The sequence below is a fragment of the Novosphingobium humi genome, assembly GCF_028607105.1.
Lineage (GTDB): Bacteria > Pseudomonadota > Alphaproteobacteria > Sphingomonadales > Sphingomonadaceae > Novosphingobium > Novosphingobium humi.
In genome coordinates this window covers 121,276-134,509 of sequence record NZ_CP117417.1, presented here as the reverse complement: position 1 = coordinate 134,509, position 13,234 = coordinate 121,276, and the positions used below count along the sequence as shown (strand labels likewise).

The window sequence follows — 13,234 nt, the reverse complement described above, 5'->3', positions numbered from 1 at the left end:
AACATGCCCCCTCTGGAATTCGGCCCCCGCCGTGCCATATTGGGGGCATGACAAGCGAGATCGTGATCTGTCCGCATTGCGGGGGCGCCAACCGTGTGGCGCGCGAAAGGCTGGGCGATGGGCCGCAATGCGGCAAATGCCACAAGGGCCTGTTCACCGGCCATCCTTTGGCCGTGAACGCCGCCGCTTTTGCCGCGCATGTCGGGCGCGGCACATTGCCTGTGCTGGTCGATTTCTGGGCGCCGTGGTGCGGGCCGTGCCGGGCGATGGCGCCCGCCTATGAACAGGCCGCCGCCGCGCTCGAACCCTTTGTCCGCGTGGTCAAGGTCGATACCGAGGCCGAGCAGGCGCTGGGCGCGCAATATGCGATCCGCTCGATCCCCACGCTGATGCTGATGCAAGGCGGGCGCGAGATCAAGCGTCAGGCAGGCGCGATGGATGCGCGCCGCATCATCGAATGGGCGCGCGGATGAACCAGACGCCCTATGACGCCTTTGGCGGCGAAGCGACCGTGCGGGCGCTGGTGGCGCGTTTCTATGCGCTGATGGACCGCCTGCCCGAGGCCAAGGCCTGCCGCGATGTGCATCCGCCTTCCCTTGCGCGGGCGGAGGAGAAATTGTTCGAATATCTGACCGGATGGCTGGGCGGGCCGCCGCTCTATACCGACAAATATGGCCATCCGCGCCTGCGTATGCGTCATTTCGTTGCCCCCATCGGCGCGGCGGAGATTGAGGGCTGGCTCCTGTGTTTTCGTCAGGCATGGGCCGAAACGATCCCGCAATCCGCGCTGTCCGACACAATTCTTGAAAAGGTCGAGGCGCTGGGCTGGCATATGGCCAACCAGCCGGAGCAGGCAAGCTGAGCTAATTTACGCCTATCTCCCCGCGCGATACCGGATTATCACCAAAGGCCTGCCCATTGCCGGGCGCTGAGAGCTGACCGATGACCGATCTTGCCGCAAGAATCGCCCCTCTGGTGGCGCTGCGCCGCGATATTCATGCCCATCCCGAACTGGGTTTTGCCGAGCATCGCACCGCGCGCGTGCTGGCGCAGCAATTGCGCGCCATCAGACTGGAGGTGCATGAGGGCATTGGCGGGACCGGGGTGGTGGCGACGTTGCGGGCGGGAAATGGCCCCCGCTCGATTGGATTGCGCGCGGATATGGACGCGCTGCCCATCGACGAGAAAACCGGCCTGCCCTATGCCAGCACGATTCCGGGCTGTTTCCATGGCTGCGGTCACGATGGGCATATGGCGATGCTGCTGGGCGCGGCGCAGGCTTTGGCGGCCGATCATGGCGGCCTGAACGGCACCGTCCATTTCATATTTCAGCCCGCCGAGGAAGGCCAAGGCGGCGCCAAGGCGATGATCGAGGACGGTCTGTTCGACCGCTTCCCGTGTGATCGCGTCTATGCGCTGCACAATTGGCCCAGCCTGCCCGCAGGCACAATCGCCACGCGCGCCGGGCCGATCATGGGCGCGGCGGACCGCTTTACCATCCTGCTCAAGGGCAAGGGCGGCCATGCCGCGATCCCGCATGATGCCCATGACGTGGTGCTGGCCGGCGCCGCTCTGGTGCAGCAATTGCACTCCATCGTCGCGCGCAACATCCCGGCCAGCGCCAATGCGGTGCTTTCGATCACCCAGATCCACGGCGGGCAGGCCTTTAACGTCATCCCGCATGAGATGAGCGTGGGCGGCACGGTGCGGACCTTCGACGGCGCGGTTCAGGACCGGATCGAACAGCGCCTGCGCCAGATCGCATCGGGCATTGCGGCCAGTTTCGAGGTGGAGGCCAGCGTAGGCTATACCCGCTATTATCCCGCCACGATCAACGACCCCGCCGCCGCGCAGGATGCGCTGGAGGTGGCCGCGACCGTGGGCCATGCGCTGCGCGCGCCCGAACCTGCGGCGACCTCCGAGGATTTCTCCTTTATGCTGCAGGTCCGCCCCGGCGCCTATATCTGGCTGGGGCAAGGGGTGGGCGACAATCCGCCCCCGCTGCACAATCCGCATTATGATTTCAACGACGGGGTGATGGAAACGGGCATTCGGCTGCATCTGGCGCTGGTCCGCCATTGGCTGGGAACTGCGGCGTGAGCGAGAAAAAGCAGGGCAGCATCGGCGCCATCGTCGCGGCCAGCAGCGGCAATCTGGTCGAATGGTTCGATTTCTACATCTATGCCTTCTGCTCGATCTATTTCGCCGGAGCCTTCTTTCCCAAGGCCGATCCGACCGGGCAATTGCTGAATACGGCGGGGGTCTTTGCGGCGGGGTTCCTTATGCGGCCCATCGGCGGCTGGTGGTTCGGGCGTTTTGCCGACCGCCATGGGCGGCGCCTTGCGCTGGTGATCTCGGTGGTGACGATGGCGGCTGGGTCTTTGGCCATCGCCTGTCTGCCCACCTATGCCAGGATCGGAGTATGGGCGCCCACATTGCTGGTGGCGGCGCGGCTGGTGCAGGGTTTCGCGCTGGGCGGGGAATATGGCACGGCGGCCACCTATATGAGCGAGATCGCCACCGAAGGGCAGCGCGGGTTTTTGTCATCCTTTCAATATGTGACGCTGGTGGGCGGGCAATTGCTGGCGGCACTTTTGGTGGTGATCCTGCAATCGCTCCTGCCTGAGGCGGAGTTGAAGGCTTGGGGCTGGCGCATTCCCTTTGTGATCGGCGCGCTGGCGGCGCTGGTGGCTCTGGCCGCACGTTCGCGGCTGGAGGAAAGCGGCAGCGCCGAGGCACGCCAGGCCCAGGAGGCGGGCAGCCTGATCGCCCTGCTGCGCCAACATCCGCGCGCGTTCCTTTCGGTGCTGGGCTTTACTGCGGGCGGGTCTTTGGCCTTTTACACCTTCACCACCTATATGCAGAAATATCTGGTCAATTCCGCGGGCCTGCCGATCACCACGGCAAGCCGGGTGATGACGGTCAGCCTGTTCCTCTACATGCTGATGCAGCCGGTGATGGGCGCGCTGTCGGACCGGATCGGGCGGCGCTCCAACATGCTGATCTTCAGCGGAGGGCTGGCGGTGCTGACCGTGCCCTTGATCGCGCTGTTGCAAAGGGCCGGATCGCCAGTGATGGCGGGGGCGCTGATCTGTGTCGCCATGCTCTTGATGAGTTTCTACACCTCGATTTCGGGCATCATCAAGGCCGAGTTGTTCCCCACGCAGGTGCGCGCGCTGGGGGTGGGCTTTTCCTATGCGCTGGCCAACGCGATCTTTGGCGGGACGGCCGAGTATGCCGCGCTCTGGGCCAAGCAGGCGGGCCATGAGGGCGCGTTCTACTGGTATGTGAGCGCGATGATGGTGATGGTCTTCCTCGTCAGCCTCAGCCTGCCGCGCCGCGCTCCCTATCTGCGTGATTGAGCGCGGCCCACAAGCGTCATCAAAACGCAAAAGATAGCTTGGGCAGGCAATAGAAAAGCCATGGGGCCAATTCCACTCCGGGGCGTGTAGTAGCACCGTCAAGCCCAATGTCGGCATTCGTCAAGTTGCTGGAGTGATTCATGTCCCAAGGTCTGGCCCGATCCACGCTCACGCATTTGGAGCGATTGGAGGCCGAGAGCATTCACATCATCCGCGAGGTGGTGGCCGAGGCGGAAAACCCGGTGATGCTCTATTCGGTGGGCAAGGATTCGGCCGTGATGCTGCACCTGGCGCGCAAGGCGTTCTATCCCGCGCCGCCGCCCTTCCCGCTGCTGCATGTGGACACGACGTGGAAATTCCGCGCGATGTATGACTTGCGCAACCGCATGGCCGAACTGTCGGGGATGGAACTGCTGGTCTATCAGAACCCCGAGGCCAAGGAGCGCGGGATCAATCCGTTCGACCATGGCGCTCTCCACACCGACATGTGGAAGACGGAAGGGTTGAAGCAGGCGCTGGACAAATATGGTTTCGACGCGGCCTTTGGCGGCGCGCGGCGCGATGAGGAAAAGAGCCGCGCCAAGGAGCGCATCTTCTCCTTCCGCACCGCCAGCCACGGCTGGGACCCGAAGAACCAGCGCCCAGAACTCTGGAACCTCTACAACGCCAAGAAGGCCAAGGGCGAAAGCATCCGCGTCTTTCCGATCAGCAACTGGACCGAGCTGGACGTTTGGCAATACATCCACCTCAACGATATCCCCATCGTGCCTTTGTATTTTGCCGAGGAGCGGCCCACGGTCGAGCGCGACGGGATGCTGCTGATGGTCGATGATGACCGCTTCCCCCTGCGCGAGGGCGAAGTGCCGGTGATGCGTTCGATCCGGTTCCGCACGCTGGGTTGCTATCCGCTGACCGGCGCGGTTGAGAGCAGTGCCAAGACTCTGCCCGAAGTCATTCAGGAAACCTTGCTGACCACCACCAGCGAGCGGCAAGGGCGCGCCATCGACAAGGATGCAGGCGGCGCAGGCATGGAAGTCAAAAAGCAGCAGGGGTATTTCTGAGATGACCGAACAACCCGTTTACGTCGTCGACTCGCTGATTGCCGAAGACATCGACGCCTATCTCGACACGCATCAGCACAAGACGATGCTGCGCTTCATCACCTGCGGGTCGGTGGACGATGGCAAGAGTACGCTGATCGGGCGTTTGCTCTATGATTCCAAGATGATCTTTGAAGACCAGCTGGCCGCGCTAGAGGCCGATTCCAAGCGCGTGGGCACGCAGGGTCAGGGGATCGATTTTGCCCTGCTGGTCGATGGTCTGGCCGCCGAGCGCGAACAGGGCATCACGATCGACGTCGCCTATCGCTTCTTCAACACCGAAAAGCGCAAGTTCATCGTGGCCGACACGCCCGGCCATGAACAATATACGCGCAACATGGTGACCGGCGCCAGCACGGCGGACCTTGCCGTGATCCTGATCGACGCGCGCAAAGGCGTGCTGACGCAAACGCGGCGGCACTCGTTCCTTGCCCATCTGATCGGCATCCGCAACATCGTGCTGGCGGTCAACAAGATGGATCTGGTCGATTATTCCCAGAGCCGCTTTGACGAGATCGTCGCCGATTACCGCGCCTTTGCCTCCAGCATCGGGATCGAGGATTTTGTCGCGCTGCCGATCTCCGGCTATATGGGCGACAATATCACCACCCTGTCGGCCAACACGCCGTGGTATAAGGCCCCCGCCTATTTCGGGCGCAGTCTGGTCGATCATCTCGAAACGGTCGAGGTCGACACCACGCGTGATCTGGCCAAGCCTTTCCGCATGCCGGTGCAGTGGGTCAACCGCCCCAATCTCGATTTCCGCGGCTTTGCCGGCCTGATCGCCAGCGGCAGCGTGAAACCGGGCGATGCCATCCGCGTCCTGCCCAGCGGCAAGACCAGCACGGTCGAACGTATCGTCACGCTCGACGGCGATTTGGCCGAAGCGGTCGCGGGCCAGTCGGTCACGCTGACCTTTGCCGATGAGATCGACTGCTCGCGCGGCGATGTCATCGCTATGGCCGACAATCCGCCGCAAGTGGCCGATCAGTTCGAGGCCAGCATCGTGTGGATGGCCGACAGCGCGCTGATCCCGGGCCGCGCCTATTGGCTGAAAATCGGCACCCAGATGGTCTCGGCCACGGTGCAGGCGCCCAAATACACGATCAACGTCAACACGATGGAGCATTGCGCGGCCAAGACGCTGGAGCTCAATGCCATCGGCGTGGCGGAAATCACCACCGACCGCCCGATCACCTTTGAGCCCTATGGCGACAATCGCGCGCTGGGCGGCTTCATCCTGATCGACAAGATCGGCAATGGCACGGTTGCGGCCGGCATGCTGCATTTTGCCTTGCGCCGCGCCCAGAACGTGCATTGGCAGGCGCTGGACGTGACGCGCGAGGCCCGCGCCGAAATCAAGAACCAGCGCCCCGGCGTGCTGTGGTTCACCGGCCTGTCGGGTTCGGGCAAGAGCACCATCGCCAATCTGGTCGAAAAGAAGCTCCATGCCTTGGGCAAGCACACGTTCCTGCTCGACGGCGACAATGTGCGCCACGGGCTGAACAAGGATCTGGGCTTTACCGAAGCCGACCGCATCGAAAACATCCGCCGCGTGGGCGAAGTGGCGCGCCTGATGACGGATGCTGGCCTGATCGTGCTGACCGCGTTCATCAGCCCCTTCCGCGCCGAGCGCGAATTGGCGCGCAGCCTGACGCCGGAGGGTGAATTCTTCGAGGTCTTCATCGACACGCCCCTGGACGTGGCCGAGGCGCGCGACGTCAAGGGCCTGTACAAAAAGGCCCGCTCGGGGGCGCTCAAGAACTTCACCGGGATCGACAGCCCCTATGAAGCTCCCGAAAACCCCGAAATCCGCATCGACACCACCAAGATCAGCCCCGCAGACGCCGCCGAATTGATCGTCGCAAAACTGCTCGGCGACTACTGGATGCCGGAAATCTGAGCCGCTATGCATTCGGGCATAATAAAGCTGGGAGTGAAGTAGAAGATGTTGCTCTTCAATGGCCATGAATCCCATAGCCGCTCGCTGATCAAGGGCATCAGCTGGCGCGTTCTGGGCAGCATCGACACGTTCATCCTCAGCTGGCTGTTCTCCGGCAATGCCAAGACAGCCGGCGCCATCGCCAGCACCGAGGTGATCACCAAGGTGCTGCTCTATTACTTCCACGAACGGGTGTGGAGCTCGATCAACTGGGGCGCGCAACGGGCCGCCCCCAATGATCCGGCCGCCGAGATTTGATGATGCCGGAAACCATGGCCGACGCCGAACTGGCCGCCAAACTGGCGCGCGTTGCGGGGCAATTGCTGATCACCGTGCGCGACAGCGGGCTGGTGACGGGCAAGGCACTGGGCAAGGCGGGCGATGCCACGGCCAACCAGTTCCTCGTCCATGCCCTGCGCGCGGCACGGGCCGAGGACGGCTTGCTGTCTGAAGAGGAAAAGGACAATTTCGAGCGGCTCGACCAGTCGCGCGTGTGGATCGTCGATCCGGTCGACGGCACACGCGAATATGGCGAGGCGCGCGCCGACTGGGCCGTGCATGTCGGTCTGGCGGTCGATGGCGCGCCGGTGCTGGGCGCGGTGGCTCTGCCCGGCGCGGATGCGGTCTATCGCAGCGATGCGCCTGTGGCGGTCCCCCCCGCGCCAGAGGTTTTGCGCATGGTGGTCAGCCGCACCCGACCCGCCGCCGAAGCGGTGTTCGTGGCCGAACAACTGGGCGCACAACTGGTGCCCATGGGCAGCGCGGGCGCGAAAGCCATGGCGGTGATTCGCGGCGAGGCCGATATTTACCTGCACTCGGGCGGACAATTCGAATGGGACAGTTGCGCGCCGGTCGCGGTCGCTTTGGCCCATGGCCTGCATTGCAGCCGGATCGACGGGTCGCCGCTGGTCTATAATCAGCGCGACACCTATCTGCCCGACCTGCTGATCTGCCGCCCCGAACATGCAGCGCGGGTGCTGGCCGAAGTGGCGCTTTTTCAGGCCGAAGGCTGAAGCACCACCAACCGGAAATCGCCGCGCTCGACCTCGGCCAGAGTGTGCTGGGTAAAGCATAGCGGGCCATGCACGGGATGCTGGAAGTGACGCGCGCCGCCCTCGCGCGCCAGCACCTTTTGCCGCCCCCATGCCTCGCGGAAATCAGCGCTCTGGGCCATTAGCGCCTCCACCATCGCCCCCACCCGCGGATCGCCCAGCACGCGGCCGTAATCGCGCCGAAATTCGGCCAGCACCCGGTGGCATCGCTCGTCCCAGTCGGGCAGCAGCGCGCGGGCCATTGGATGAGTGAAGATATAGCGCAGCAGATTGGCCGGTTCTTCATCGAACAGGCCGACGAACAGGTCCCGCGCCTCCGCATTGGCGCAGCACACGTTCCACGCCGGGTCCAGCCCATAGGCGGGCCAGGGCAGCGCCTCGACCATGGCGGCAATTGCCGCCGGGGCCTGCGTGGCGGGCAGGAACGGATCGCGCGGGTCCTCGCGCCCGGCCAGTGTGAAGAGATAGGCCCGCTCCGCCCCGGTCAGACTCAGCCCTTCGGCCAGACGCGCCAGCGTTTGCGCCGAGGCGCGCACCTCGCGCCCCTGCTCGATCCATGTCACCCATGTGGCGCTGATCCCCGCACGCTCGGCCAATTCCTCGCGGCGCAGGCCCGGCGTGCGGCGACGGCGGCCGCGTTCCGGCGTATCGGGCGCGATGCTTTCCCGGCGGGCGCGCACAAAGGCGCCCAGCAGATTGCGATGTTCATCATCCAGCATGGCAAGCCTTATAACAGGATAATTATGTCCATTGTAACAGGCTAAATCCCGGCCCATCCCGGCGGCGAAGGAGAAAGCCATGACCACCGCCCACGACACTTTGGTCCAGCACCAGTTTGGCGCCACCGCGCAGGATTACGTTTCCAGCGCCACCCACGCGCAGGGCGCGGACCTGATCCATATCGCCGCCATGGCCGCGCAGGCGAGCCCTGTTCACGCGCTCGATCTGGGCTGCGGCGGCGGGCATGTGGCCTATGCCATGGCGCCCCATGCCGCGCGCGTCACCGCCTGTGATCTGTCGGCCGACATGCTGACCGCCGTCGAGGCGGAAAGCGCCCGGCGCGGCTTTGCCCATATCGCAACCATCCGCGCCGCCGCCGAGGAACTGCCCTTTGCCGATGGTTCTTTCGATTTCCTCGCCTGCCGCTTTTCCGCGCATCATTGGCGCGATGTGGCGCGCGGTCTGGCCGAAGCGCGGCGCGTATTGCGGCCCGGTGCGCGCGCGGTGTTTGCCGATGTGATCGCCCCGCCACTGGCCGCCGCCGACACCCATCTGCAGGCGATCGAAGTGCTGCGCGATCCCTCGCACGGGCGCAATTACAGCGCGCGCCAATGGGCCGCCATGCTGGCCGAAGCGGGCTTTACGATAACGGATCAGCAGCAGGGCCGCCTGCGCATGGAATTTGCCGCATGGACCGCCCGGATGCGCACGCCCGGCCCCGCCATGGCCGCGATTCGCCTCATCCAGACCCGCGCCAGCCAGGAAGTGGCCGATCATTTCGGAATCGAGGAGGATCGGTCCTACACGCTGGACACAATCGTGCTGACGGCGGCCTGAGGCCGTTAATTCGTCAGCGATGAGAGGAGAGTTGGATGCCCTGCAAGGGCATTATAACTCCCTTTCTTTCAATGAATTAGGCAGGCTAACCGAAAAATCACGGTGGCGGATTTCTGCGGCTTACAGAAAGGCGATGGCTAACCTTTTCGGGGGTTGGCGATGAATGTCCAAGACTGCCCGCCGGAAGAGGCCGCCGCGATCTGGCAGAAGATGGAAGAGGCTGCTTTTGCGATCAAAGACCCGGAAATTCGTGCCGCATACCAGCGCCTTTATCGTTCGCGACTGAAGCGCGATTTCCCTCAATTTGTACCACGGACAAGTGACGGCGAACCAATCTCGGGTTGGGTCGAAACTACCTCTAACGTCTTTGCCTATACCGGCGATGTATTCCAAACGCTGAACCCCGTGGAATGGCATGGCATTGAGCCGCCACCCCGCGAATGGATGCTTCAGGATTGGTTGCCTCGCCGCCGCGCAGCATATCTCACAGGCGCGGGCGGGGCGGGCAAGTCTCTGCTGGGCCAACAGTTGGCAACATGTGTAGCGATGGGGCTGCCATTCTTGGGCGTCGACACCACCCAAGGGCCAGCGATCTATCTGACTGCCGAGGATGACGCACAAGAGTTGCAAAGGCGCCAGAGAGCGATCTGCCGCGCGCTGGGCGTGGCCGAGGGCGATCTTCAAGGCAAGTTGATCCTGATTTCCCTGTTCGGTCTGGCGGGAAATGAGATGGTCAGATTTGACCGCGACACTGGGCAAGAAACCATGCCCGCATGGACCAAGCTGCAAAACACGGCAAGGGCCACAGGCGCGCAACTGATCGTGCTGGACAACGTTTCACACGTCTATGGCGGCAATGAAATTGATCGCCTTCAGGTGACCACCTTCGCCAATCTGCTGAACGGCTTGGCACAGGAAATCGACGGCACGGTGATGCTGATCGGCCACCCCAACAAGGCGGGCGATGCCTATTCGGGATCGACCGCATGGGAAAACGCCTTCCGCGCCCGCCTCTATTTCGACGCACCCAAAAGCGACCATGCACACAGCGACCCCGACGCGCGGCAACTCTCTTTGCCAAAGGCAAACTACGCCCGCAAAGGATCTGCCATTGATGTTCGTTGGCATGAAGGTGCGCTCATTCTGGACGGCGATGACGCCCCCAGCCCTGTCCGCCAACTTCGCGACATTAGCGCCGCTTCGGCAGAGAACGACGCTTTCTTGCGCTGTCTCGACAAGGCAACCGAAGACCGTCGCGCCGTCTCACACGTCCCCGGCGTCAACTATGCGCCCAAGATTTTCGCAGCGATGATCGAAGGCAAAGGTTATGATGAAAAGGCGTTTGCCAGGGCGATGGAACGCCTCATTCACATCAAGCAAGTCGCCCTCGATCAACAGCTCTGGAAGGACCAATTCCGCAAATGGAAGTACGGCATTGCTCGTGCGGTGACCCACCCAAGCAATACAGCTAAGTCATTGAAAAGCCTTGCGGTGACCCCTGCGGCGACCTCATGCGGTGACCCTGCGGCGACCCTTTGCCAAGTCATTGAAAACACTTGCGGCGACCCTGCGGCGACCCCTGCGGTGCGACCCCCTATCCCCTACGGGGATATGGGTGCCCCCATGAATTGGGGGCCACCCCATCCCCTCGATGATCCGTTTGGCGGCGACCTCGATTGGTCGACCGATAGCGGGGGTGACGAACCATGACACCCGCGAGCAATGCACGGCTGATTGCCCGCGACCTGTCCAGACTGCTGCCAGACTGGCGCAACCCTGAACGCTACTTCGAGAACCGAGACGAGCTGCGCCGCCGCCTGCACCAGCTCGCCAAGCAACTGGAGAACCTGCAATGAGTGGATGGCCCTACAACACCACGGCATGGAAGAAGCTTCGCAAACTGAAGCTGGCCACGTCTCCTCTTTGCGAAGACTGCCTGCGGATCAACCGCGTGGTCACAGCCAACCACGTCGACCATCGCCATGCCGTTAGCCAAGGTGGCCCTGCCTTCCCGCCGCTAAATGGCCTCGCGAGCCTCTGCCACCCCTGTCACAGCGCCAAGACTGCCCGCTCGCCGGAGGCTGGCGCGGTACGCACCAGCAAGCCGCGCCGGGGCTGCACGGCGGATGGCCTGCCCCTCGACCATCGGCACCCATGGGCCGCATCCCCTGAACACGAAAAATCTCTCAGGGCTGGGCGGTCAACACCGCCCTCCAAAGAGAACAGATAGTTAGTTGGGTTTCGGCATTATTTTTCAATTGGATAAGGTGATATTTCGGCATGGGTAAGCGCGGGCCAGGAGCCGGTAAGCAGAGGGCAGCGGCACAGCTTGCCCAGCCGGTGGCGGCTGATCTTTTCAACCTCGATCCGGTGCAGCCGGGGGCAAAGCCATGGGAACAACCGGGCCTGACGCGCGGCGAGCGGGTTGTCGCGTTCATCGAGTCGCTTCCCGTCACAAAAGGCTTTGGCGCTGGCCAGACGGTCAAGCTGGAAGACTTTCAGCGCGATTGGATACTCTCGATCTACCAAGACGGCGATGACGGGTTGCGCCAAGTCCGCACCGGCCTGCTGTCGGTCGCACGGGGCAACGGCAAGACCGTGCTTTGCGCTGGCCTCACCCTTGCCCACCTTTGCGGGCCAGAGGCCGAACAGCGCGGCGAATGCTATTCAGCCGCGGCGACCAAGGAACAAGCCTCGCTGATCTTTGCCGAGATGGAAGCGACCATTCTGGCAACGCCTTGGATGGCCGCCCGCCTCAACGTGCGGACCTTCAACAAGGTGATCGAGGATCACGTCACCGGCTCGATATACAAGGCTCTGGCCAGCGACGGGAAGAGCGTTCACGGCCTCGCGTCGTCTTTCGTGGTCTGCGACGAACTGGCGCAATGGCAGAGCCGGGAACTGTTCGACGTGCTGCGCACCAGCCTTGGCAAACGCGAGCAGCCGCTGTTGCTGGTAATCGGCACCCAAAGCCCGCGCGCCGAAAACATCATGAGCGAGCTGGTCGATTATTCCGGCCGCATCGATTCGGGCGAGATCGCGGATGATAGCTTCCATGGCGCCGTCTATGCCGTGCCCGATGATGCCGATCCGTTCGACCCGGCCAACTGGCCCCTTGCCAACCCTGCCCTCGGCAAATTCCGATCCGCGCGAGAGCTGGGCGAGGAAGCCATGCGCGCCCAGCGGATGCCCACCTTCGAACCGGCTTTTCGCAATCTCTACCTAAACCAGCGCGTCGACGCCGAGCCGAAGGCGATCAACCCCGCCGAATGGGAACGCTGCGGCCAGACGTTCGACCCGACCTCGCTGGCTGGGCGCCCCTGCTATGGCGGTCTGGACCTGTCCAGCACGCGCGATCTGTCCGCGCTGGCCCTCTACTTCCCCGATGATGACGGCGCGCTTGTGGTGCATTGCTGGTGCCCCAGGGACAATATGGGCGAACGCGAGGAGACCGACCGGGTGCCCTATCGCACCTGGGCGAAGCAAGGCTTTATCGAAGCGACACCGGGCAAGGCCATCGACAAGCATTTCATCGCCGCACGCCTTGCCGAGGTGGCCAGCCAATACGATCTGCGCGGGCTGGCCTTTGACCGTTGGGGCATGGCCGATCTGAAGGCGATCTTGAACCGAGAGGGCATTTCGCTGCCGCTGGTGGATTGGGGGCAAGGTTTTGCCAGCATGGGGCCAGCGGTGGACGCCTTTGAAACCGCCATGCTATCCGACAAGCTGCGCCACGCAATGCACCCGATCTTGCGCTGGTCTGCCGGTAATCTGGTTTATGAGATGGACCCTGCCGGGCTTCGCAAGCCCAGCAAGAACCGCTCGATTGACCGCATCGACCCCATGGTGGCCTCGATCATGGCGGTGGGCCTGTCCAGCCGCGACGAGGGGCCGAAGGTCTATCAAGGGGCCGGGATTATGTGGATTTAAATCAGGCAGTATAAAAAAACTTACGTCCGAAATTTCTCGTTTGAACTATCATTGACGACCTTACAAGAAATGCAAGCAAATCAACATCCTCTTTACTCCTCAACTTACCTCTCAATTTGGCAGAAGTTTTTAGATTTCTTATTTTATGCTTGCATTGAAGAGATTTGCTAAGCTTGCTGATTTTTTCTAAAAATATTATATCTCCAGACAACTCAACCTCATCCCCTATCACCAAAGCTCTACCCGGACGCATTGTCTTCTTTAAAGATTTCATTGATCAAAATCCTTATC

The 13,234-nt window shown here is 62.7% G+C and carries 15 protein-coding genes; 13 read left to right on the top strand and 2 right to left on the bottom strand.

Annotated features, from left to right (window positions below; translation table 11 throughout):
- Positions 1 to 47 precede the first annotated feature (47 nt).
- The 8 genes from trxC (at position 48) to PQ457_RS00570 (ending at position 7,417) form a co-directional block, all read left to right on the top strand.
- Positions 48 to 473: a thioredoxin TrxC gene (gene trxC / locus PQ457_RS00605; RefSeq protein WP_273617899.1), complete on the top strand. Its 426-nt coding sequence runs from the start codon at positions 48 to 50 to the stop codon at positions 471 to 473.
- The gene (locus PQ457_RS00600; protein WP_273617898.1) at positions 470 to 862 is read left to right on the top strand and encodes a group II truncated hemoglobin; all 393 of its coding nucleotides are present in this window, start codon (positions 470 to 472) and stop codon (positions 860 to 862) included. The genes trxC and PQ457_RS00600 overlap by 4 nt, the downstream gene beginning before the upstream one ends.
- A gap of 80 nt (positions 863 to 942) precedes the next feature.
- Positions 943 to 2,100, top strand: coding sequence for a M20 aminoacylase family protein (locus PQ457_RS00595; RefSeq protein WP_273617897.1), 1,158 nt, complete (start codon positions 943 to 945; stop codon positions 2,098 to 2,100).
- A complete protein-coding gene (locus tag PQ457_RS00590) occupies positions 2,097 to 3,362 on the top strand; it encodes an MFS family transporter (protein ID WP_273617896.1) in 1,266 nt (421 codons plus the stop codon). The genes PQ457_RS00595 and PQ457_RS00590 overlap by 4 nt, the downstream gene beginning before the upstream one ends.
- Before the next feature lie 140 nt (positions 3,363 to 3,502).
- The gene (gene cysD / locus PQ457_RS00585) at positions 3,503 to 4,423 is read left to right on the top strand and encodes a sulfate adenylyltransferase subunit CysD (RefSeq protein ID WP_273617895.1); all 921 of its coding nucleotides are present in this window, start codon (positions 3,503 to 3,505) and stop codon (positions 4,421 to 4,423) included.
- Position 4,424: 1 nt separating this feature from the next.
- Positions 4,425 to 6,365, top strand: a complete 1,941-nt coding sequence (cysN, locus tag PQ457_RS00580; protein WP_273617894.1) for a sulfate adenylyltransferase subunit CysN — start codon at positions 4,425 to 4,427, stop codon at positions 6,363 to 6,365.
- A gap of 45 nt (positions 6,366 to 6,410) precedes the next feature.
- Positions 6,411 to 6,662 (top strand): DUF2061 domain-containing protein, encoded by a 252-nt coding sequence (locus PQ457_RS00575; RefSeq protein WP_273617893.1) that lies wholly within the window; start codon positions 6,411 to 6,413, stop codon positions 6,660 to 6,662.
- 14 nt (positions 6,663 to 6,676) lie between these two features.
- Positions 6,677 to 7,417, top strand: coding sequence for a 3'(2'),5'-bisphosphate nucleotidase CysQ (locus tag PQ457_RS00570; RefSeq protein WP_273617892.1), 741 nt, complete (start codon positions 6,677 to 6,679; stop codon positions 7,415 to 7,417).
- Here the strand turns inward: PQ457_RS00570 and PQ457_RS00565 are convergent.
- Positions 7,402 to 8,175, bottom strand: coding sequence for a helix-turn-helix transcriptional regulator (locus PQ457_RS00565; protein WP_273617891.1), 774 nt, complete (start codon positions 8,173 to 8,175; stop codon positions 7,402 to 7,404). The two genes, PQ457_RS00570 and PQ457_RS00565, sit on opposite strands and share 16 nt — an antisense overlap.
- A 79-nt stretch (positions 8,176 to 8,254) precedes the next feature.
- Between PQ457_RS00565 and PQ457_RS00560 the strand changes: the two genes are divergently transcribed.
- The 5 genes from PQ457_RS00560 (at position 8,255) to PQ457_RS00545 (ending at position 12,943) form a co-directional block, all read left to right on the top strand.
- The gene (locus PQ457_RS00560; protein WP_273617890.1) at positions 8,255 to 9,013 is read left to right on the top strand and encodes a class I SAM-dependent methyltransferase; all 759 of its coding nucleotides are present in this window, start codon (positions 8,255 to 8,257) and stop codon (positions 9,011 to 9,013) included.
- Between the two features lie 159 nt (positions 9,014 to 9,172).
- Positions 9,173 to 10,723: an AAA family ATPase gene (locus PQ457_RS00555; RefSeq protein ID WP_273617889.1), complete on the top strand. Its 1,551-nt coding sequence runs from the start codon at positions 9,173 to 9,175 to the stop codon at positions 10,721 to 10,723.
- Positions 10,720 to 10,869, top strand: coding sequence for a hypothetical protein (locus tag PQ457_RS00550; protein ID WP_273617888.1), 150 nt, complete (start codon positions 10,720 to 10,722; stop codon positions 10,867 to 10,869). The genes PQ457_RS00555 and PQ457_RS00550 overlap by 4 nt, the downstream gene beginning before the upstream one ends.
- On the top strand, positions 10,866 to 11,243 hold the full coding sequence (locus tag PQ457_RS22205) for an HNH endonuclease signature motif containing protein (protein ID WP_420540953.1): 378 nt from the start codon (positions 10,866 to 10,868) through the stop codon (positions 11,241 to 11,243). Before PQ457_RS00550 ends, PQ457_RS22205 begins: the two co-directional genes overlap by 4 nt.
- Positions 11,244 to 11,353: 110 nt before the next feature.
- Positions 11,354 to 12,943 (top strand): terminase large subunit, encoded by a 1,590-nt coding sequence (locus PQ457_RS00545; RefSeq protein WP_273617887.1) that lies wholly within the window; start codon positions 11,354 to 11,356, stop codon positions 12,941 to 12,943.
- A 1-nt stretch (position 12,944) separates the two neighbouring features.
- Here the strand turns inward: PQ457_RS00545 and PQ457_RS00540 are convergent, their stop codons facing one another.
- Positions 12,945 to 13,217: a hypothetical protein gene (locus tag PQ457_RS00540; RefSeq protein WP_273617886.1), complete on the bottom strand. Its 273-nt coding sequence runs from the start codon at positions 13,215 to 13,217 to the stop codon at positions 12,945 to 12,947.
- Positions 13,218 to 13,234 lie beyond the last annotated feature (17 nt).

What these genes read in the sequence shown, in the direction of transcription:
- trxC (WP_273617899.1), top strand. Translation starts at nt 48, where the DNA reads ATGACAAGCGAGATCGTGATCTGTCCGCATTGCGGGGGCGCCAACCGT.
- PQ457_RS00600 (WP_273617898.1), top strand. Translation starts at nt 470, where the DNA reads ATGAACCAGACGCCCTATGACGCCTTTGGCGGCGAAGCGACCGTGCGG.
- PQ457_RS00595 (WP_273617897.1), top strand. Translation starts at nt 943, where the DNA reads ATGACCGATCTTGCCGCAAGAATCGCCCCTCTGGTGGCGCTGCGCCGC.
- cysD (WP_273617895.1), top strand. Translation starts at nt 3,503, where the DNA reads ATGTCCCAAGGTCTGGCCCGATCCACGCTCACGCATTTGGAGCGATTG.
- cysN (WP_273617894.1), top strand. Translation starts at nt 4,425, where the DNA reads ATGACCGAACAACCCGTTTACGTCGTCGACTCGCTGATTGCCGAAGAC.
- PQ457_RS00575 (WP_273617893.1), top strand. Translation starts at nt 6,411, where the DNA reads ATGTTGCTCTTCAATGGCCATGAATCCCATAGCCGCTCGCTGATCAAG.
- PQ457_RS00570 (WP_273617892.1), top strand. Translation starts at nt 6,677, where the DNA reads ATGGCCGACGCCGAACTGGCCGCCAAACTGGCGCGCGTTGCGGGGCAA.
- PQ457_RS00565 (WP_273617891.1), bottom strand. Translation starts at nt 8,175, where the DNA reads ATGCTGGATGATGAACATCGCAATCTGCTGGGCGCCTTTGTGCGCGCC.
- PQ457_RS00560 (WP_273617890.1), top strand. Translation starts at nt 8,255, where the DNA reads ATGACCACCGCCCACGACACTTTGGTCCAGCACCAGTTTGGCGCCACC.
- PQ457_RS00555 (WP_273617889.1), top strand. Translation starts at nt 9,173, where the DNA reads ATGAATGTCCAAGACTGCCCGCCGGAAGAGGCCGCCGCGATCTGGCAG.
- PQ457_RS00550 (WP_273617888.1), top strand. Translation starts at nt 10,720, where the DNA reads ATGACACCCGCGAGCAATGCACGGCTGATTGCCCGCGACCTGTCCAGA.
- PQ457_RS22205 (WP_420540953.1), top strand. Translation starts at nt 10,866, where the DNA reads ATGAGTGGATGGCCCTACAACACCACGGCATGGAAGAAGCTTCGCAAA.
- PQ457_RS00540 (WP_273617886.1), bottom strand. Translation starts at nt 13,217, where the DNA reads ATGAAATCTTTAAAGAAGACAATGCGTCCGGGTAGAGCTTTGGTGATA.